This window comes from Aureispira sp. CCB-E, assembly GCF_031326345.1.
Classification (GTDB): domain Bacteria; phylum Bacteroidota; class Bacteroidia; order Chitinophagales; family Saprospiraceae; genus Aureispira.
Map to the genome: position 1 here is coordinate 1,660,587 of NZ_CP133671.1, position 19,027 is coordinate 1,679,613.

Sequence of the window (19,027 nt, forward strand, 5' to 3'; positions counted from 1 at the left end):
TTATTCTTTGCGTTCTAATACACGGAAGGTGTAATCATAGGGATTTTTAGCATCTTTAGGATGGCTTATGCTACTGATTTCTTTCCAATGTTGGTCATTGATTTCAGGGAAAAAAACATCGGCATCTTCTACTTCAATGTCAATTTCCGTTAAATAAAGTTTTGTTGATAAAGGCAGACCTCTACGGTAAATTTCTCCTCCACCAATGATAAAAGCTTCCTCTGCTTCCCGTTCTTGTGCTACCGCCAAAGCAGCACCAATGGAATGCACTAGAATACAACCCTCAATATAAAATTCAGGATTGCGACTGACAATAATATTGGTTCTATTGGGGAGTGGCTTCCCGATTGATTCAAAGCACTTTCGTCCCATAATAATAGGATGCCCTGTCGTTACTTTTTTAAAGTATTTAAGGTCGGCAGGAAGGTACCAAGGAATATCATTTCCTCGACCGATTTCTCGATTGTTGCCCATTCCTACAATAGTTGATACTCTCATAGATTTAATCCCTTTTGTTGTAGAACGTTTTGTAAACTACTGCTAAATACATAACCACGTACTATAAATGATATTTTCTTTTGTTTGATGCAATAGCTTTTTGGTAAACAGTATTTTATAAACGGTTTTTTTTTGTTTTTGTTGGTAACAATAAAAAATATATAAGCTTGTTTGTCAATAATAAGGAAACTTTGCTTGTTAGCCAACTCTCCTTTGAAGTAAATTAATTCTATAAATAAGGACTTTTAAAATAGTGGCTTGCTAATTGGTTATTCTATAGTAAAAGCCAATACATTCTATTAGAATTAATTAGCACTTATATTTAATCAGTAGATGACGATTAAGATTTTTTGAAACTGATAACTTTTTTTGATAAACAGTATTAACTAATAAGAGCAACACTCATCTCACTTTTTGGTGAACGTTGCTTGCTTCTAGTAAATGGTAGTTAACTACCCCAAATTATGCTTATTTATACAATAAAAAACACCTTTAATATATTGAAGTAAAAGCCAATTTAAAAAATTGTTGTAACACAAAAAAGAAATGAAATTGAATTATGGTTGTCAGCAATGCTTAGAAGTATAAACAAGTTTTTCTGTACTTTTACTTAGTTAACATAGCGTACGGATGTTAAAGGCAAAGCTGAGTGAAAAAGCTATAGAAAGCAGGATAGAAAATAAGTACTGGGATACAGCAATAAAGAAAAAGAGTTTCTTAGAAGAATAAAAAAGGCTAACGTGTTTCTACAAACTCGATTCTAAAAAAGGACTTATTGAGCAGATACTTTTTTACAAGAGTGAAGTTGCTTACCAAAACTCATTAAGTAAAATTTGGAAGAGGGGACAAAATTTAGAGAGGAATATTACGACTCTATAGTGATGGATGTTGTTAAGGTAAAGTATCTTTAAGAAGTAATCCACTTTTAGTAGAGCCTAAATTTTAGCAACAACTTTTCAAGGGGGTGTTGGTGTAAGTGAGAAGCAAAAAATTAGGCGACCTGATATTATCAGGCCGCCTTTTTATAGTTTCTATCTAATTTAATTTATAGTATTAATCTGGTTTTTGGTAGGTTTTGGTGTATGCAACATATTTAGCAACTTCTTCTTTTACAACAGGAGCCAAAATTAATAGTCCAATAACATTAGGGAATACCATAGCAAAAATCATGGCATCTGAAAAACCAATAACAGAGTCTAAACTAGCAGCGGCACCAATAACAACAAAAGTACAGAATAGTAATTTATAAATAATATCAGCTCTTTTGCTTTTCCCAAATAAAAACTTCCATGCTTGTAGTCCGTAATAAGACCAAGATAGCATCGTTGAAAATGCAAATAATACAACCGCAACGGTTAGTATGTACTCGGCACCAGGCAATGAAGATGAGAACGCAGCAGAAGTGGCACTAACGCCATCCGCTTTTTGACCATAAACCATAAACTGTCCTTCAATATTGGTAATAATTAATACTAAAGCAGTCATTGTACAAATAATAACAGTATCAATAAACGGCTCTAATAGAGCAACCATGCCTTCTGATGCTGGATGAGATGTACGAACAGCAGAGTGAGCAATAGCGGCAGAACCAACTCCTGCTTCGTTAGAGAATGCTGCACGTTGAAAGCCTTGAATCAAAACTCCAATAATACCTCCGGCAATAGCAGTGGGAGCAAAAGCACCTTCTAAGATCAATCCAAAAGCAGTAGGAATTAAGCCAATATTCATAAATAGCACAATAAGAGCTGCGCCAACATACAATACAGCCATAAAAGGAACGACCTTTTCGGTTACTTGACCTATTCTTTTGATTCCTCCAATAATTACAATACCCACCAAAAAGGCGACAATCAATCCAAAAATTGTTTTAGCACTCATAGGAATAGCCGAAGCATCTCCATAAATAACATTTAAAAACTGAATAGCAGCTTGATTGGCTTGGAACATATTTCCACCACCAAAAGAACCACCAATACACATAATGGCAAAGAAAACAGCAAATACTTTACCCAAAGCACCTAGCCCTTTTTCTTCTAAACCTTTCTTCAAGTAATACATTGGTCCCCCATGTACCGTTCCGTCTTGATCAATTTCTCTGTATTTGACCCCTAATGTACATTCTGCAAATTTAGAAGACATCCCTAAGATACCTGCCAAGATCATCCAAAAGGTAGCTCCAGGTCCGCCAACACTCAATGCAACAGCTACACTAGCAATATTACCTAGTCCTACGGTTGCCGAAAGTGCTGCTGTTAAAGCTTGAAAAGGCGTTACTTCACCATCTGCACTTTCATCTCGAATGGTATCGGGCATATCATCAATAATATCTTGTCGAACATTATCATTAGGGACAATTACTTCTGTAGTAGCATCAGGGTTATAATAATCGCCACGAACTGTTCGAATGGCTAGAGGCAAATGTTTGATATTAGGAAAACCAAAGTAGATTGTAAAAAACAAAGCACCAAGGATTAGAACGATTAAAACGATTGGAATTCCTACGTTATTGCCTAGAGGAATAGAGAAGAAAATGATACTCTGTACAAGGTTAGAGAAAGGCGTAAATGCCTCATCGATTTGTTGATCAATACCTTTAGTGGCGGGTTCTTGGCAAAATGCGAGGATAGGAGTTAGGATAGCAAGAAGGGATAGAATGAATCGTTGTTTTATGAAGCTAATCTTTGATTTCATTGGTATGATGTCTGTTTTTTTTAGCATTATTAATTTAGTATTATTGTAATGTTATTGCACAATATACTAAAAATGTAAGGGAATCTCCAAAAGAGACTGTAGGTATGTACATTGCCCTTAAGGTTTTAGAACGCTTAAAGGCACCCTATAGGCACCTAAAACAACAAACGCTTTCTTAATCCAAGAAAGCGTTTGTCTAATAATTATAGTTGAAACTTATCGTTAAAACTCTTGATTAGTTCGTGGGTCGTTGTATCCGTATTGTAAACAGAATACCAACCTTGATATTCATGAGGTGGGTCCCCAATTAAATCGTCTCCAGCTTCATAAACAGACCTAGGTACACGAGGGCGACCTTCTCCTCCCCAAGCCCAGAAATTAATTCCTTGATAAGGACTACCTTCATTGATGTTTTTTTCTAAATACTCAAACATAAACTTAAAATAAGAATCTCGTTGTTGAACCGTAGAACTAGCATCATAACTCTCTGCATCTCTAGCAATTCCAAATTCTTCCAAAACCACAGGCATATTCATTTCTTTGGCAATTTCTATATGCTTATCTAAATAAGCAATGGCTTTCTTTTGAGCAGTTTCTAAAGTAGGAACCTTGTGAGGATCATACCACCCCCAGTTTTGTATCCAAATATGCGCTGTTAAATAATCAATTCCCATAGAATGGTTTTTGATGAAGTTTTTGCGACGGTTTCCAAATAAAGATTCTGACATGATGCCTTCGCTTCCTGTCGAAATCAAATGATTGGGATCCATTTTGCGAATGAACTTTGTCGTTTGACGAATCCAGTTTCTATAAGCACTAATTTTGACACCACATTTAGGTTCATTGGCCAATTGCCAAGCCATTATTGTTGGGTCATCCTTATAAGGTTTGCCCGTCACGGTGTTGGTACGTTCTACGATTTTTTTGACGTGAGCCTTAAACCAATTTTTAGCACGTGTATTGGAATAAAAACGGAAAGTATAATCCATATAAATACCCCAAGAAACGCCTCCGTCTAAAGAAGGATATGGAATGGGGGAATTGTCTAACCATGATAAATACTGTGCAAATCCACCCGACCAATGCCAGAAATTGCCCAAGACAAGAACACCATAAATATTACGTTTTTCCATTTCTGCTAACAGAAAATCCAAGCCTTCAAGAATATCTTCGTTGTATTCAAAAGGTTTGATCATTAAAGGAGGTTGAACACGATATTTTTCTTCTCCAGGACCTTCCGAACCAACCATAATACGCAGATTATTGCAACCAATTTCTTGCAATTTATCCAATTCTTTGATCAAGCGTTCTCTTTTGGAAGGAACACCTAAGTGCATCCCGTACCAAAAATTAGTTCCAATAAAACGATAAGGCTTACCATCTATTTTGAATTCTGTTCCATCTACAGATACAAATCCTTTAGGAGGGGTGGGATTGGCAAGAGGGATATTCGCTTCCGATTTTGGAAAGAACGATGAAAAAAAAGCAGCCATTAGAATAATTGATAATTGTTTCATATAGTTATTTGATATTTTTAATCCTAGTCGATAATTCAGCCAATTGATCACTAAAGACCAGCCAAAATTAGAGGATGAATTTTATAATAACAATTTAAGAAGTTTATTTTGTAATTTATAAGATTAGATGGTGTAGCGAATGAAAGGTATATAAATAAGCATCCTTTGTAGCTTGCAAAGCTATTTATAGATAGTTGTACCCTCCGATTCATTCGTGAACCTGTTTGTTACCAAAACAGCAATTATACCAAAAAAAAGAGCAATAGGGGAATTTAACAGTTGTTAAGATAGGGAGAGAGAAAAAGAGCGGCATAAAAAAAGCCCATTTAGCATAGCTAAATAGGCTTATCATAGGTTAAGAGTGGGTTGAAAATGAGGGTATGGGAGGTTTAGTAGGGTAGAATATTTTTTATAATAGTCAGCAGTTGCCTAAATTAGGTGAACTTATTTGATCAATACTTTTTGAGCTGTGGTTGTGCCAGCAACAGTGTGCTGTAAAAAATAAGCACCTGTACTCAATTCGCTAACATCAATGGTTTTGGAAGTACCTTGCATACGTCCAGTCCAAATTACTTGCCCATTTATATTAAATAGAGTCAACTGTGCTTCTTGCGCTTCTGTTTGTTGAATGTTTAAGATATCGGTTGCAGGGGTAGGAAAAACAGACCAATCAGAACTTTCAACAACTTCTACTAATGTTTTGGTCGCCTTTTTTGCTGGTTTTTCTGTTGTTTCGTTTTGGAGCGCAACAATTGCTGGTTCTATTTTTTCGATAGCATCAGAAATAGCTTCAACGGGTAAAGAAAGTTCTGTAACCAATAGAGGTGCAACAACAGGTGCTTCTTTTTGTTCTTTTAAAGGATTGATTTGAATGTCAAAACAATTGAAATGATTCCAAGCGGTTTCCATACCTCTACCTTCAATTAAATCGACCTCAGAAACACTTTCAGGCAAACGCTCAAAATGCACTTCACATTCAAAGTACGTTTTTTCTTTTTTTGTATCTGCAGTGATATGTACAGAGCCTTCTTGTACTTCTTTATATTTTAATCGATTGTTTCGGCGAACGTTATAGACACCGATAAGGTCATATTCTTTGTTATTGATTTTGTCTTTTAAAAACCAAGGGTGAGCGCCCTCTGGAGAATATAGCCAAATGGAAGAGTAAGGACCTGCTTTGTAGCGGAAGTGAAAAATGGTACGATCTTTTTGATATTCTATTTTGTCAAGTATGCATTGGTCGTTGAACTGTTCGTAAGTAGGCTTGTTGTCTGTTCGGTTAGCTTCTAGAGTTGGAGCTTGTGAAACTTGTTGAGCATTCGTGTTGAGGGCAAGTAGTAAAAATAAAAAACTGCTCAGAGAAAAAAGTAAATGCTTTTTCATAATAATGGTGGTTTAGATGAATCAATAGTTCGTTGAAAAACTTTATTAGTTTGATAATTAACAAGTTATATCTTTGTTGTGTTTTATGTTAAAATTTTGATTATCAAGCTAATATAAATGTGCTTTTTTATCTTTTTGGTAAAAAAGTAAAAAACTAAGCTTGCGCCCTCATGAGCGTAGCGAACTAATCAACGAACTACTAATGAATAGGATATATTATATTCTAATATCGAAGAAAAGAAGGGTAGGGTTCGTTTTCAATGATTTTAGGGTTGGGTATTAAGGTTACTATATGGTTAGATGCAAATGCTATGTATTTTGGTGTGTTTAATAATTGCAATCTTATTTAAAGTTCTGATAGACAGTTGTAAATTCGATTGTTTGTATTGATTAATACGAGAATTATAAAAAAGTTACACCTAGTGGAGAAGTTTTTGGAAAAAAACAAAAAGACGCTTTGCACAAAAAAAGCTATCTTTGCAATTAATTTTTAACTAGAACAGCAACACTCTTGGCAGGTATTTATATTCATATTCCATTTTGCAAGCAAGCATGTCACTATTGCAATTTTCACTTCTCGACTTCTTTAAAGCAAAAAGATATCTTGTTAGAAGCTATCCATAAAGAATTAAAAGTGCGAAAAGAAGAATTGGCAGGTCAAACGGTCGAAACAGTTTACTGGGGAGGGGGGACCCCTTCTCTGTTATCGGCCGCCGAAATTTCTGAAATGTGGGATGTTATTACCAAAAACTACACCCTAAAGGATGATTTAGAGCTTACTTTGGAAGCCAATCCAGATGACTTGACACCTGCTTATCTGAATGCATTAATCAAAACCCCGATTAATCGTTTTAGCATTGGCATACAATCTTTTTTTGACGAAGATTTGGCGTTTATGAATCGGGCGCACAATGCAAGCCATGCCTATACTTGTATTCAGGCAGCTCAAGATGCAGGTTTTGATAACTTGACAATCGATCTAATTTATGGCACTCCAACGACTAGTCATGAGCGATGGAAAGCAAATTTAAACAAGGCTTTTGAGCTATCAATCCCTCATATTTCTTGTTATGCATTGACGGTAGAACCTAAAACTGCCTTAGCACATTTTGTAAAAACAGGAAAGGCTGCCAATATAGATGACGATCATACGGCAGAACAATTTGAAATTTTACTAAGTGAAATGGAAAGGAATGGATATGAACAATACGAAATTTCTAACTTCTGCTTGCCCAATAAATATGCAAAACATAATTCAAATTATTGGACAGGAAAACATTACTTAGGCATTGGTCCTGCCGCTCATTCATTTAATGGCAGGACTCGACGTTGGAATATTGCTAATAATGCACAATATATTAATGCATTAAAAAATGATACCACTTACTGGGAAACCGAAGTGTTGACAGCAGAAAATCAGTTCAATGAGTATATTATGACAGCTCTAAGAACAAAATGGGGGGTGTCTGCTCGTCATTTGGAGGGATGGGGAGGCAATACAAGAACTTGGTTTGAGAAAGAAGCAATGATTTTTGTGCGCCAAGGATTAATGACAAAACGAGGTGAGGTTTATACCTTAACTGCCAAAGGAAAGATTGTCTCAGATTCGATTATTGCTGACTTGTTTTTGGATTAAGTATGTGATGCTGTCCTTGTTTTGATGCCAAGAGTGGGAGAGATCTTTTTTTGTTAAAATAGACAATAATAAGTAATCGTTCATAAAAATTTATAGGCAAAAAGAATTACATTTTTGACTATATTTTTTTCTGCCCACTTACTTAGCAACCAAAACTTTTATATAGATAAAAGTATACATTTTGTGTCTGCTGCTCCAAACAAGTTTCAAACTATTTATTAGATGTTTTATAATATGCGAATATTCATTGGATAATACTCCGATGATACTACGTAGTAATGCATTGAATTAACAGAAATATGGAAAAAATACTTTTATTTCTAATGTTTTTTTTGTTTATTTACTAGAACGTCTAACTCAATGTAATAAATTGGGGGTATTCCAAACCATTTTGTTGAGAAGGATTTCTATTAACCCTTTAGTAATTTACTTCGTCAAAATTTAAAACTCACTAAAAATGGCTTGATTACATCCATAGATGGATAGAACAAGTTACAAGTAAAGTGCTCATGAACCTAAGATGCCTTAATCTAAATATTCCCTTATTTAAGATTGGTCTTACAAGCAGTGCAGCTCATTAAGCAAATGATATTTTAAAATAAGTAAACAGAAAAAGCATAGCTAAAGAATAGCCTTATTTTTTAGCGTTAATCAGCTGATCGAAGAGAAAAAAGGACAAGCTCTGTAGCTGATATAATTTTTTCTGAAGGATTACTTACTACCAATTCTGATAAATGCAATGGTTGGTGGAATGAATAGATAAAGCTGCCTGTTCATGATTACTGTATTAATAATAGTAGTAGTTCGTTGACTACTTTGCGAGCGCTTTGTTACTCCCTATAGTCGTGAGTTCGCTGCGCTCGGTTCGCTTTTAGTTAGCTGCGCTGCGACTGCGTGGTTTCAACGAACTATTGTAATAGAGTATTAGAAGATAAACCACGAAGTACTAAAACAACGTAATACATGAAAAAAGAATTAGAAGCTTTTGTAGTAGAATGCCAAACCTACATCAAAGAATTTCAGAAAAAAGCAAATTACACCCAACAGCAGAAAGATTATTTTGATGTCATTCAGAGCTTGATAAAAACATTGACCAAACATCAAAAAAAGCAAAAATTTGATCGGCAATTTGTAGAAGTTACAATTCCAGCTTATGAAGAAGGATTAACATTTTCTATTTCAGGACCAGAATCGACAGGTTATCATCAGCATCCCTGTGATGAAGTAGAATTTAAAAAAGGCATATATTCAAGAATATTATTACTAAACAATGCCTCCTCAGGGGAATATAGCGTTACAATTCACAACAATCATTTTAAAATGCTTGGGAAAAAGTCTTTTGTGAAAAAAGCAGGAACGCAAGTAGTTTTGAGAATTAGAGCCGAAAACTTATCTAAAAAATACGAAGAAGTTCATTTGGATATGAATGTGTATATGAAAGAAGTACATTCTTTGACCATTATTTCTTCTTCTAATAAAGAGGTGAAACGGATGGATAACCTCAACTTGTTAAAGGGAAAGTCTGTCAATTTTAAATTGGATCGATCAAATCCATCGGATACTTATAAGGTCGTTGTGAAAGGGCTTTCTTATGATGATAAGTTGTTGACTAAGACTGATTTTGGACAAATTACAGAAGGCAAGTTCTTAACTATTACGGTTGCCAACCTTAATGCTCCCGCTCCCTCATCCAAAAATCATTACGATTTTAAAGTCAATGCAGAATTTGAGGTCAAAACAATTAGTATTGTCGAAAAGGGAAATTCTAAAAATGAAATTGCTTCAGCTTCTTATTTGGCATTAAAAAGCGATACAAATCTCTTGAATCATTCTACCGAGGGACCAATAGAAGGCGTCTTTTATTTATTGGAAGTGCAAGGAGTTGATGATAAGGATGTCATCTATTTTGACATTCCTTCCTTGACCTCTTCTAGTAAGGTAAATGTAAATGTGGCTATTGTAGCTGATCTCGTAAAAAAGTTGGATTGGGATAAAGATGTGAAAGAAGTAATTGAAAAGTTATACAATGATGAATGGATTTCACATGGGAGAAAGTACTTTAATAGAAAAGCTAAAGCTTATTTGAACAGTAATGGTAGTTCTAGCTTTGGTGATATGCTTAATTTAGGTTTGGCTGGAACGCTATTATATAGCGGAATGGCTCCATTTTCTGCCTTTACATTGATTTCTTTAAACATTCTTAAAAAGGCGCTGAATGATGCAGTCCGAGCAGAGAAAGAAATGCAATTAAATAGAATAGAAGATTCTGTTGACAAAATATTTGATGCTCAGATGAGAGATTTTAGAGAAGGTAAATCTATAAAAGTTGTTAGCGAAATTAAGAAAGGTTTGTACAAAAAGTATGGCGGTATTTTTATGACAACGGCTGAAATTAGGGATTGTATTAAATCAAATAATACACAAATTATACATTCTAGTAAAATCGAAAAGACAATAGATGACTGTTTTAAAAAGTAATCAAAAAATAGGGCGTTTGGGGCTTTTACTTTTTTGTTGTATTCTATTGGGGTGCAAAAATAAAAAAGAGAAGGTCTCAATGCCAATCTATACAGGTTTTGAATCAATCAAGCAGGTACAAGATATTTTCATTTTTAAAAAAGATGATAAGTATGGTTTGGCAAACGCTTCTTCTAAAGTGGTCGTTCTTGAACCAGTGTATAGTGCCATGGAGGTTTTGATTACAGAAGAAAAACACCCGACTCAAGGTTTGGAGTTGCCAATTACCTTAGTTAAGTGCCAAAAAGAGGGGAAGTGGGCAGTAGGCACTTTGGGAGGGGATTTATTGTTTGACTATGATGCTATTTTGTTAGAAAAGAAAAATACAATCCCTTGTCAAAAAGGGGGCAAATGGGGAACATTGTCTTTTTGGGGGGCGACAATGCTTCCTTGTATTTATGACAGTTTAGATGTTTTGGAAAATGGAGTGGGGGTGCAATCCAATGGCAAATGGGGCGTTGTCAACTTTCAAAATGAACAAGTACTGCCAACAAAGTATGATAAGGTTTGGACATTAGATACAGCTACTTACATGGTACTTCATGGAGGTCGTTATCAGTTGATGAAAAAAGACAGTGTTTTTTCTGAATTCAAAGGGAGAGATTTATTGATTTTGAACGAAAATTTATTTGTTTTTGAGACAGAAGGAGGAGTAACTAAATTAATGAATCGTGAGGGAGATACTATTTTGACCAATAAAGGAGATTTGGACTTTAAACAACTGGCAGATAATAATACCTTAATAAAGATCAATAACAAGTGGGGAGGGCTATCTGCTAATGGAACAAAATGGATTCTGCCAATCTATGATTCTATTCAAACTATAAATAATACTTACTTTGGATTGAAAGATGGGGAATGGGGATTTATTATCAACGATTCTTTTGTTGTTGATCATTATGGTTTTATGGAAAATGAAATGAAAGCCGCTAAGATTCCTGATAGTCTATTCGTGGTGCCAAATGGTTTACTGTCCGTTAATGCCAATAGTGATAATAGATGGGGAGGATATCGTTCAAAGGTTGGTTTACTAGATTTAGTTTCGTATGATTGGGCGTTCCCTCCCTTATTGGAAGCAGTTCAAGCATTCCAAGAAGAAAAAGTCTATGCATTGGTTTATAACTATACCGCTAAGATTGACAACCAAGAGGGAATTTTACGACCTGCTTTAAGTTCTGCTCCTTATTATTATCATTTTATCCCTAAAGAGTATCACGTTTCTAACCCCATACTGGCATCAACGAGCTGTTTGGGACTTCAAGAGAATGCTAAGTTCTTTTTGCTTGATAAGCATGGGAAAAAACTATCCGAACCGATATACAATGGGGTTGGGTTTAGTATAAACGATAAAGGGTACATGGCTTTGCTGAAGGGCGATAAGTGGGGATGTATGGACGCTAAAGGAAATGAGATTTTAGGTTTTGAATATGAAAAGATACAGATCCTACCAAATGGTATAATCGAATGTATAACAGCAAATAATCAGGTGAAATATTGGTACGAAGGCAAAGAGTTGCCTTCTTTGGTTGGAGATTATTTTGCAACAATAGGAATAGAAAAAACTAGAACAGCGCAAAGACATGTATCAAAATTCTAAAAATGATGTTATGTTTTATTTTCCTGAATCCATGCGAACGATTTTAGGATAAAATGGAGCAACAATATCTACTAGTTCTTGTTGTGCTTGCATGACTGTATGAATGTCTTTGTAAGCGAAAGGGGCTTCATCTAATCCCGCACCAATTAATTCTACTTGGTTGCTTTTTAAAACTTCTCGGAGCATTTTTTTAGTGAAGGACTCTTTGGCTTTTCGTCTAGAAAAAGCGCGACCAGCACCATGAGAAGCAGAGTTGATGGATTGCGGATTGCCTAACCCTCGAACAATAAAAGCAGGAGCAGTCATAGAACCAGGAATAATACCCCAAGCGCCTTTGTGTGCGGGGGTAGCTCCTTTTCGATGTACAAAAACCGCAGAGCCATCTGCTAGTTGTTCCTTCCAGGCAAAGTTATGATGGTTTTCAATTTGATGCAATTGTTTGATACCTAATGCCTTTTGGATGCGACGATGAATATGATGGTGGCATGCAGAAGCATAGTCACCAGCCAGATTCATGGCAATCCAATACTCTTGTCCTTCATGTTCATTCATATGCAACCATGATAAATGAGCCGTAGACTTAGGCAAATTGCGTTTTTTCATAGCAATATTGGTATAAGTATTGGCTATTTTAGCACCCAAACCTCTTGAACCTGAATGGCTCAACAAGGCTAGATAGTTGCCAATTGGCAAATTCAAGTCATTATTCGCTTCCTTAATTTCAACCCAACCAAATTCCACAAAATGATTGCCCCCACCAGAAGAACCAATTTGTTGATAAGCTTTGTCAATTAAAGAACGCAACAAACCGATTTCTTTAAATTCAGATCGATCAAAAATAGCATCGTTTCTCTTGTTGTCATCAAACGTAGTTTTACCAAATCTAGAATTGTCTTGAATGATTCTTTTTAACTGAGAGGTATTGTCCTTGATATAACTCCCTTGAGCATCAAAGATACTCAAACACATTCGACAACCAATATCAACCCCAACTCCGTAAGGAATAATAGCATCTTTAGTAGCCAAAACGCCACCAATAGGCAATCCATAACCATAATGCGCATCTGGCATTAAAGCACCATCGGCTGTAATAGGAAGGCTCATGGCTTGTTTCATTTGCTCTTTGGCACTCTCGTCGATTCCATTAGCACCATAAATAGTAAAAGGCTTATCAGAAAAAGCATAGTTTTCGACTTTTGCTTGTTCGTCCAATAGCTTGATGGCTACAGGTCCTAAGACAGTATGTTGCGTATAATCCTTGGGTTGCTGTGCGACTTGTTGAAGCAACTCCAATTTTTCTTTTTTGGAAGTATGCTTATAACCTTTGCCAACAAGTAACATTGCCAAACTTCTAATAGCAGTATCTTGGTAACCTATAGCTACTAAATCTTTTCCTCTAAGTTTTTCTTTTTTCATAACCTGTAATTCCTTGACAATATCGTGTTGGTTGAAACAACTACCACACTATAAATGCCATAACTATCTTTATATAAGATAGAATGGTTTTAAAATAGAAGTGTACGTTTTGCATTGATTATCTAAACTCTATCTTGCTGTACTAAGTTCCAAAAAGTCAATTTATTTTAAGGATTGGCAATAGGCGGAGAGAGATGCAGACCTTGTTGTTCTAGAAAAGTGTGGACTTCTACTAATATTCGAGCAGCTTCTTTGGGGAATTCAATAGTAATTGGGACAGGTTCAGTTACTCGATTATTGTACAGATGAAAGACCAAAAAATCATTGTTAGTAGATAAACGAACTTTATTAATGGCCCTTATGGGATGTGTAATTTGGGTATAGCCTAGGTGATAAAATTTATAAGTAAGTTCTTGGTCGGTTAGAGATAAAAAACAGTCTGTTCCGATGGGGACACTAAGTATTGTTTTGAGTAAAAAACTGTATAATATAATAATGAAAAATATAGAAGCATGAACAAAATATTCCAACGAAATCAATTTAAGACCAAAATAAAGTGCAATCCAAGTTACGGTTAATAAAAAATAGCCCAATGTCAGAAACCAACCCGTGTGTTTGTTGGCACAGACGATACTAAAAGAACTATCGTCCTGATATGTTTCGATGTCTGAATTCCAGTGTCTAGTCTTCATGCTTGAGTTTGGATGTGTTGGTTGGTTGTTTCTTATTATAAGGAATATTATAAAATTGGAGGATGGCGTTCGTATACATATAAGCAGGGAGTATTAATACTTGGTTGACATTGTCCAAATAAGGCACCTTATGTTCTTTAGAAAAAAAGATTTTTTGTATCGGAAACTCCCACCTTATCACATTGAGTGGTTTGCGTTTTTGCTTGGGATAAAAGGTAATTTGATGGAGTTCTAATTTAATTTGCCGATACCCTATGATGTAATCTTTGATAAAAAGACCGATAAAAAGAAAAAATGCACAGGTTAGCCAAAAGTGCAAAATATAGGGTGTGATGTAGGTGCCTACCCAAATTATTGTATCCAAAACAGTAGTAGGGTCTATTAGACCTAAATAAAACGTTACCAGAAAATAAATTACGTACATTCCAAACCCGATAATTGTTATATAAGTTGGAAATGTATCCGCAAGTGGGCGATACGATAGAGTAATAATAGTATGTGGTTGCCAATTCTCTGTGCTCATAAATACACTTAGCTTTTCATATACCGATCAAATCGCTTGAACCACTGCCCAAACGTACTTTTCTCCATACTACTTCCAAAGGCAATAAAATAATCTTGCCAGACAGTAGCGTCCACACTATTGAACCAAGTTATAAAGTCATAAATATAAGTGCTCACTTCAACAACTGTTAAGATCGCATTGACACCAGGCATTAAACGAGCCAAAGGCTTCGCATATTTTAGTGCTTTGGTCAACTTGCTAACTGGACCAGCTACTTTTTTATAGACCTTTTCGGCTGTTTCATTCAATAAATCAGCGGCCTTATTTTTAATAGATTTATCCTTCCAATTATGATCTTCTAGTAGTTCATACGCCTCTTGCGCCGTATTTTGGAATTCACCAGCTGCTTTTTTTAGTCGGTCTAAATCCTTTTTGTCAACCGCATCTGCTAATTGATCTGCCTTTTTTACTAAATCTTTATTTTTTTCTTGAATTTGACGAAGTCTCTTATTGTCTTTTTCCAAGGAAGGCTTGTCCACATCATCAGGTGTAGGGGACGTTTTTTTACCATCTACTTTAGGCTTAGCTTTAGGAGGATTGATGGTAACATTAAAGCCAATGCTAATACTAATATTACAGGCTGCAAAATCAACACCAGGGAAATTAAAGTCACTACCAAGACTATCCATTAATTTGACACAATTGATAGCTCCTTGAAAGCGGATCGAAATAGGATTAAATTTGGAACGATTTTTTATTTTTTGAATTATACCTGCTTTCTTTTCATTTCCATTTTCATCTATTGTTACATCACTCTCTGATAGACCTGGGGTAAAGCTATATTTGGCAACATCTGTTTTTAACGTTAATAATACAAATCCCAAATCCAAGGTAAGCCCTTTGCTAAATAATGTAGTAGAACCAGCGCCCATAGATGGCATTTTGGAGCGAAGCATTTTGAGGTTGATACTGCTTTTTAGAACCTGTTCAAAATCAACAATAAAACCATTTAGAAATTTTTGTTGATTGGTAATTGTAATAGGATCAATTAAGGCAAGTTTGCCACTAATCTGACCTTTTCCTCCAGTAAAATTAACGTATTTTCCATTAAAATGATCTGGAATTAGGGGAAATTCATAAACATCTATTTTGAGTTGGCTAGGAGCTGTTTTGATATCATTAGCTGAATCAAGCCATGATTTTTTGCCTTTGAAAATTTTATCAAAAGAAACGTGTAAATTATTGGCCTTAGTACTCCAACCATTAGCAGAAAGGACTTTTATTTCTTTTAACAAAGCCTCTTTCGCAGAATTTTGATAAGCGGTTGCTAAAAGGTTGAGATCATATTTTCCCTCTCCAAATATTTTTTCCCATTCCCCCTGCATTCTACTATTAACAGTAACAGCAGAAACATTATCTACATTCGCCACATAGTATTTGTCAAAAACTTGAAGGACGTCCCATAACTTTTTACGGCTTAACCCATCGGCTACATAATTCTTAGCAACAACATCTGTCAATGCTTGACGAATATCAGCACTACAAGCAGAAGTATCAATAAGTTGGAATAAATCATCGGCAGAATTAACAGGAACCGTATAGTCAGCCACCATTTCTTCTCCAAAACCAGCAGCATCTGCTTTTTGTTTGAGTTGAGTCGTGATGGTTTCTAATTGAGCCAGTTGAATTGCTTCTCCTTCCGATAAGGTATGGCCACTATTTTTGATTTTATGAATGCTGGCAAGCATTTCTTGATAAATAGCAATAATTTTATACTTATTCATGGTAACCTAATTTAGGGATTACTTTTGACAATTTATGTTACAATAGACTTAGATTACAACAAAGAATCTAAATATTTTAATGCTTTTTCTGCTTGTATTTTTAGCGAATTTAATTTCTCAAACTCTTTATCTAGTACGTGCAGTGATTTTTTGAGATCATCTGTTTGTTCTTGAGACGAGTCAGTATTATCTATCTCAATATCTACAACATTACTAGCCATCAAAGCTTGTTTGATTTTAGCTGCAATGCGTTTGAGTTTTGGATATTCTGAACGAACGGTTTGAATATCTTTTTGATACAGCGTTTGCGTTTTTTCATTTACTTCATCAAACTTATTCAAAAAACTTGCGGCACTTTTTAGGCAAACTTTGGCAATTTTAAAATGTTGATTGGTGTAAGCACTATCCAAGGTTTCTTTATTACTAACCAAGGGCAAAACACGATCTTGCAAGACTTTTCTGGATTTAAGATAATTGTTTTTTACCAACTTGATGGCTTGCGTATTATTTTCTGTATCGGCTAATTTTAACAACTCCGTTTCACCAACATTAACCTGATCTAAAGCGGCATCTAAAAAAGGAAGCTTTTTGTCGTGAAAATGTGGTGTTATAGCTGCTTTTGCCCACAACTTTTTACCTGCTTTAGAGATTCGGTCAGGCTTCCCTTTTCCTGCATTAATTGCAATGTGCATTTTGGTACCACTGTCCGTTGTTTCAAAAAAACATTTCCCTTTGGCAAAGCCAACTTGAGCTTTATTCTTTTTAAAAAAATTTGCCAAATCTCCCACAAAAGCTCCCATTAAAATAAGAGCCGATTCTTTGCCATCAGCAAATTTGTGGTTGCCACAAATAACAGCGTCCAATTCACCGAGTTTTGCAGCCCGCAAAATTTCTTTTTTTAGAAACTTAGCATAAGTTTCAAAATCCATCTCTAGAATTTCATGAATTTTCTTTTTGTGTTTGAATGGCATGGTTACTGTTTCAGAATTTTAAATTAATTTTAGCTAGAAAAACAAACAGCAATAATACAAAAAAATACCCAAAAAAGCAAGGGTTTTTCTTAATAGCCTTATTTAATTTATAGAGAATTGTATTATTCTATAGCGAGATAGTAGTTCCATAAAAAACAAAAGGATTAGGGATTTTTGGTTGGAAAAACAAAAAATCAAGGAAGTACTTGTTATCTTTGATAAGTAATACCTTGGGAGATGCTTGGGCAAAAATAATTGGCGTTTTTTATAACATTGTTTTGTAGCACATAGTAGCAGCGCCATTAACTACAAACGAAACATACTAATTATCAATAATGACAATGAAAAAATATCTGTTGCATCCTTATTTTAGAATAATATTGGTGGCAACTATCGTACTACTTTTGTTGAACAGTTGTGAATATGGACTGGAGCAAGGCAATGTGGCTCAAAATCCTACGGTCACAGCGAACAAAAATACTGCACCTGAAACAGCTGATGATCATGGAACCAATGGCGCATCAAGAAATGAGTCGATCGAAGAACCTTCCGTTCCTGTTGCGCCCAAAGAATTTACCGAAAGAGATTTGAAGTTTAAAGGAAAACCAATTGTTATTACACGACACGCTCGTTGCCGAATGGGATGCCGAGAAATTGATGCTTTTGAAATTCAAGAAGTGATTGATCAAGATCATATTAATTATAAAAAGACAAGACCAGCGCAGCCTGGAAAATGCCCATCTATTGCTTATGAGGGGACAACTAGAGATCAGCAACATGTGCGTGTTATTGTTGGGGATTGTGAGCGTGATCCTATTATTATCACTGTAATTGACTTGGGAAATAAATACAATTGTACTTGTGATTAAGCTTAAAAAATGGATACGATAATAGAATGGTTTCATCGATTTTCTGATGGACTAACAGAAACAGAAAGCAAAGCTTTAACAACTTTTGTGTTGGTGATTCTTTTGTGGGTAATACAACGAATTGTGACACGCTCTATTATGAAACTACAGAGCGATTTAGCGGTTCGTTATACTTGGCGAAAGAGTGCAACGTATGGTATTTATGTAATTGGAATTATTGGTATTGCCTTAGTTTGGGCGAATCACTTTGGTGATTTTGCTACTTATTTGGGTTTGCTATCCGCAGGTCTAGCAATTGCTTTTCAAGACCCTATTGTCAACATGGCAGGATGGTATTTTATCTTGGTACAAAAGCCATTTAAGGTAGGAGATCGGATTCAAGTCGAGAATCAAATTGGTGATGTTGTAGACATCAACTTGTTTCAGTTTTCGATTGTAGAAGTTGGCAATTGGGTAGGAGACGAGCAAAGTACAGGTCGGATTATACACATTCCTAATTCTAAAATTTTTAAAGCTCCTTTGGCAAATTACAATGAGGGGTTGGATTACATTTGGAATGAAATTCAGGTTTTGGTGACATTCGAAAGCAATTGGAGAAAGTGCAAAGAGGTATTGCAGGAAACATTGAACGAACACGCACCTAAGGTCAGTGAGCATGCTAGAAAAGAACTACAGTCAGCTTCTGGACAGTATTTGATTTATTATCATAAGGTAACACCAATTGTTTATACAAGTGTCGAAGCTAGTGGTGTTTTGTTAACAATGCGTTATTTGTGCGAGCCCAAACGACGACGAAATACGACAAGCTATTTGTGGGAAAAAATCTTAGATCAATTTAACGATCCAGCCAATGTTGATATGGATTTCGCTTATCCTACTCGACGAGCAGTTACGACTGGAGATGGTGTAAAAGCAGCTACAGGCGATTGATGTTACTAAAATGATTGAAAA

At 35.4% G+C, this 19,027-nt stretch carries 14 protein-coding genes; 5 read left to right on the forward strand and 9 right to left on the reverse strand.

What is annotated here, in order from left to right; translation table 11 throughout:
- The 4 genes from QP953_RS06405 to QP953_RS06420 all read right to left on the reverse strand — a co-directional run bounded on the left by QP953_RS06405 (position 1) and on the right by QP953_RS06420 (position 6,089).
- Positions 1 to 498 (reverse strand): dihydrofolate reductase, encoded by a 498-nt coding sequence (locus QP953_RS06405; RefSeq protein ID WP_052592193.1) that lies wholly within the window; start codon positions 496 to 498, stop codon positions 1 to 3.
- A 1,053-nt stretch (positions 499 to 1,551) separates the two neighbouring features.
- Positions 1,552 to 3,189: an alanine/glycine:cation symporter family protein gene (locus tag QP953_RS06410; protein ID WP_309554341.1), complete on the reverse strand. Its 1,638-nt coding sequence runs from the start codon at positions 3,187 to 3,189 to the stop codon at positions 1,552 to 1,554.
- Positions 3,190 to 3,392: 203 nt separating this feature from the next.
- On the reverse strand, positions 3,393 to 4,706 hold the full coding sequence (locus QP953_RS06415; RefSeq protein ID WP_052592196.1) for a cellulase family glycosylhydrolase: 1,314 nt from the start codon (positions 4,704 to 4,706) through the stop codon (positions 3,393 to 3,395).
- 444 nt (positions 4,707 to 5,150) lie between these two features.
- Positions 5,151 to 6,089 carry a T9SS type A sorting domain-containing protein gene (locus QP953_RS06420; RefSeq protein WP_309554343.1) on the reverse strand — a complete coding sequence of 313 codons (939 nt, stop codon included), beginning with the start codon at positions 6,087 to 6,089 and terminating at the stop codon, positions 5,151 to 5,153.
- A 511-nt stretch (positions 6,090 to 6,600) separates the two neighbouring features.
- Here QP953_RS06420 and hemW point away from each other — a divergent pair.
- The 3 genes from hemW to QP953_RS06435 all read left to right on the forward strand — a co-directional run bounded on the left by hemW (position 6,601) and on the right by QP953_RS06435 (position 11,839).
- Positions 6,601 to 7,725 (forward strand): radical SAM family heme chaperone HemW, encoded by a 1,125-nt coding sequence (gene hemW, locus QP953_RS06425; protein ID WP_309554344.1) that lies wholly within the window; start codon positions 6,601 to 6,603, stop codon positions 7,723 to 7,725.
- Between the two features lie 963 nt (positions 7,726 to 8,688).
- Positions 8,689 to 10,203, forward strand: coding sequence for a hypothetical protein (locus QP953_RS06430; RefSeq protein WP_309554346.1), 1,515 nt, complete (start codon positions 8,689 to 8,691; stop codon positions 10,201 to 10,203).
- Positions 10,184 to 11,839: a WG repeat-containing protein gene (locus QP953_RS06435; protein WP_052592203.1), complete on the forward strand. Its 1,656-nt coding sequence runs from the start codon at positions 10,184 to 10,186 to the stop codon at positions 11,837 to 11,839. Before QP953_RS06430 ends, QP953_RS06435 begins: the two co-directional genes overlap by 20 nt.
- Positions 11,840 to 11,854: 15 nt before the next feature.
- Here QP953_RS06435 and QP953_RS06440 read toward each other — a convergent pair whose 3' ends face one another.
- The 5 genes from QP953_RS06440 to QP953_RS06460 form a co-directional block, all read right to left on the reverse strand.
- Entirely contained in the window at positions 11,855 to 13,255 is a 1,401-nt protein-coding gene (locus tag QP953_RS06440) for an RtcB family protein (RefSeq protein WP_309554348.1), read from the reverse strand.
- A 167-nt stretch (positions 13,256 to 13,422) separates the two neighbouring features.
- Positions 13,423 to 13,947 carry a hypothetical protein gene (locus tag QP953_RS06445; RefSeq protein WP_309554350.1) on the reverse strand — a complete coding sequence of 175 codons (525 nt, stop codon included), beginning with the start codon at positions 13,945 to 13,947 and terminating at the stop codon, positions 13,423 to 13,425.
- Positions 13,937 to 14,470, reverse strand: a complete 534-nt coding sequence (locus tag QP953_RS06450) for a hypothetical protein (RefSeq protein ID WP_309554351.1) — start codon at positions 14,468 to 14,470, stop codon at positions 13,937 to 13,939. Before QP953_RS06450 ends, QP953_RS06445 begins: the two co-directional genes overlap by 11 nt.
- Before the next feature lie 8 nt (positions 14,471 to 14,478).
- Positions 14,479 to 16,236, reverse strand: coding sequence for a hypothetical protein (locus QP953_RS06455; protein WP_309554352.1), 1,758 nt, complete (start codon positions 16,234 to 16,236; stop codon positions 14,479 to 14,481).
- A 53-nt stretch (positions 16,237 to 16,289) separates the two neighbouring features.
- Positions 16,290 to 17,207 carry a hypothetical protein gene (locus QP953_RS06460; protein ID WP_309554353.1) on the reverse strand — a complete coding sequence of 306 codons (918 nt, stop codon included), beginning with the start codon at positions 17,205 to 17,207 and terminating at the stop codon, positions 16,290 to 16,292.
- Positions 17,208 to 17,548: 341 nt separating this feature from the next.
- On the opposite strand from QP953_RS06460, the gene QP953_RS06465 reads away from it, so the two are divergent.
- Positions 17,549 to 18,076, forward strand: a complete 528-nt coding sequence (locus QP953_RS06465) for a DUF4258 domain-containing protein (RefSeq protein WP_052592215.1) — start codon at positions 17,549 to 17,551, stop codon at positions 18,074 to 18,076.
- A gap of 9 nt (positions 18,077 to 18,085) precedes the next feature.
- On the forward strand, positions 18,086 to 19,006 hold the full coding sequence (locus QP953_RS06470) for a mechanosensitive ion channel family protein (protein ID WP_052592217.1): 921 nt from the start codon (positions 18,086 to 18,088) through the stop codon (positions 19,004 to 19,006).
- The last annotated feature ends 21 nt before the right edge of the window (positions 19,007 to 19,027 follow it).

What these genes read in the sequence shown, in the direction of transcription:
- QP953_RS06415 (WP_052592196.1), bottom strand. Translation starts at nt 4,706, where the DNA reads ATGAAACAATTATCAATTATTCTAATGGCTGCTTTTTTTTCATCGTTC.
- QP953_RS06405 (WP_052592193.1), bottom strand. Translation starts at nt 498, where the DNA reads ATGAGAGTATCAACTATTGTAGGAATGGGCAACAATCGAGAAATCGGT.
- QP953_RS06455 (WP_309554352.1), bottom strand. Translation starts at nt 16,236, where the DNA reads ATGAATAAGTATAAAATTATTGCTATTTATCAAGAAATGCTTGCCAGC.
- QP953_RS06460 (WP_309554353.1), bottom strand. Translation starts at nt 17,207, where the DNA reads ATGCCATTCAAACACAAAAAGAAAATTCATGAAATTCTAGAGATGGAT.
- QP953_RS06465 (WP_052592215.1), top strand. Translation starts at nt 17,549, where the DNA reads ATGAAAAAATATCTGTTGCATCCTTATTTTAGAATAATATTGGTGGCA.
- QP953_RS06435 (WP_052592203.1), top strand. Translation starts at nt 10,184, where the DNA reads ATGACTGTTTTAAAAAGTAATCAAAAAATAGGGCGTTTGGGGCTTTTA.
- QP953_RS06445 (WP_309554350.1), bottom strand. Translation starts at nt 13,947, where the DNA reads ATGAAGACTAGACACTGGAATTCAGACATCGAAACATATCAGGACGAT.
- QP953_RS06450 (WP_309554351.1), bottom strand. Translation starts at nt 14,470, where the DNA reads ATGAGCACAGAGAATTGGCAACCACATACTATTATTACTCTATCGTAT.
- QP953_RS06470 (WP_052592217.1), top strand. Translation starts at nt 18,086, where the DNA reads ATGGATACGATAATAGAATGGTTTCATCGATTTTCTGATGGACTAACA.
- QP953_RS06430 (WP_309554346.1), top strand. Translation starts at nt 8,689, where the DNA reads ATGAAAAAAGAATTAGAAGCTTTTGTAGTAGAATGCCAAACCTACATC.
- QP953_RS06440 (WP_309554348.1), bottom strand. Translation starts at nt 13,255, where the DNA reads ATGAAAAAAGAAAAACTTAGAGGAAAAGATTTAGTAGCTATAGGTTAC.
- QP953_RS06420 (WP_309554343.1), bottom strand. Translation starts at nt 6,089, where the DNA reads ATGAAAAAGCATTTACTTTTTTCTCTGAGCAGTTTTTTATTTTTACTA.
- QP953_RS06410 (WP_309554341.1), bottom strand. Translation starts at nt 3,189, where the DNA reads ATGAAATCAAAGATTAGCTTCATAAAACAACGATTCATTCTATCCCTT.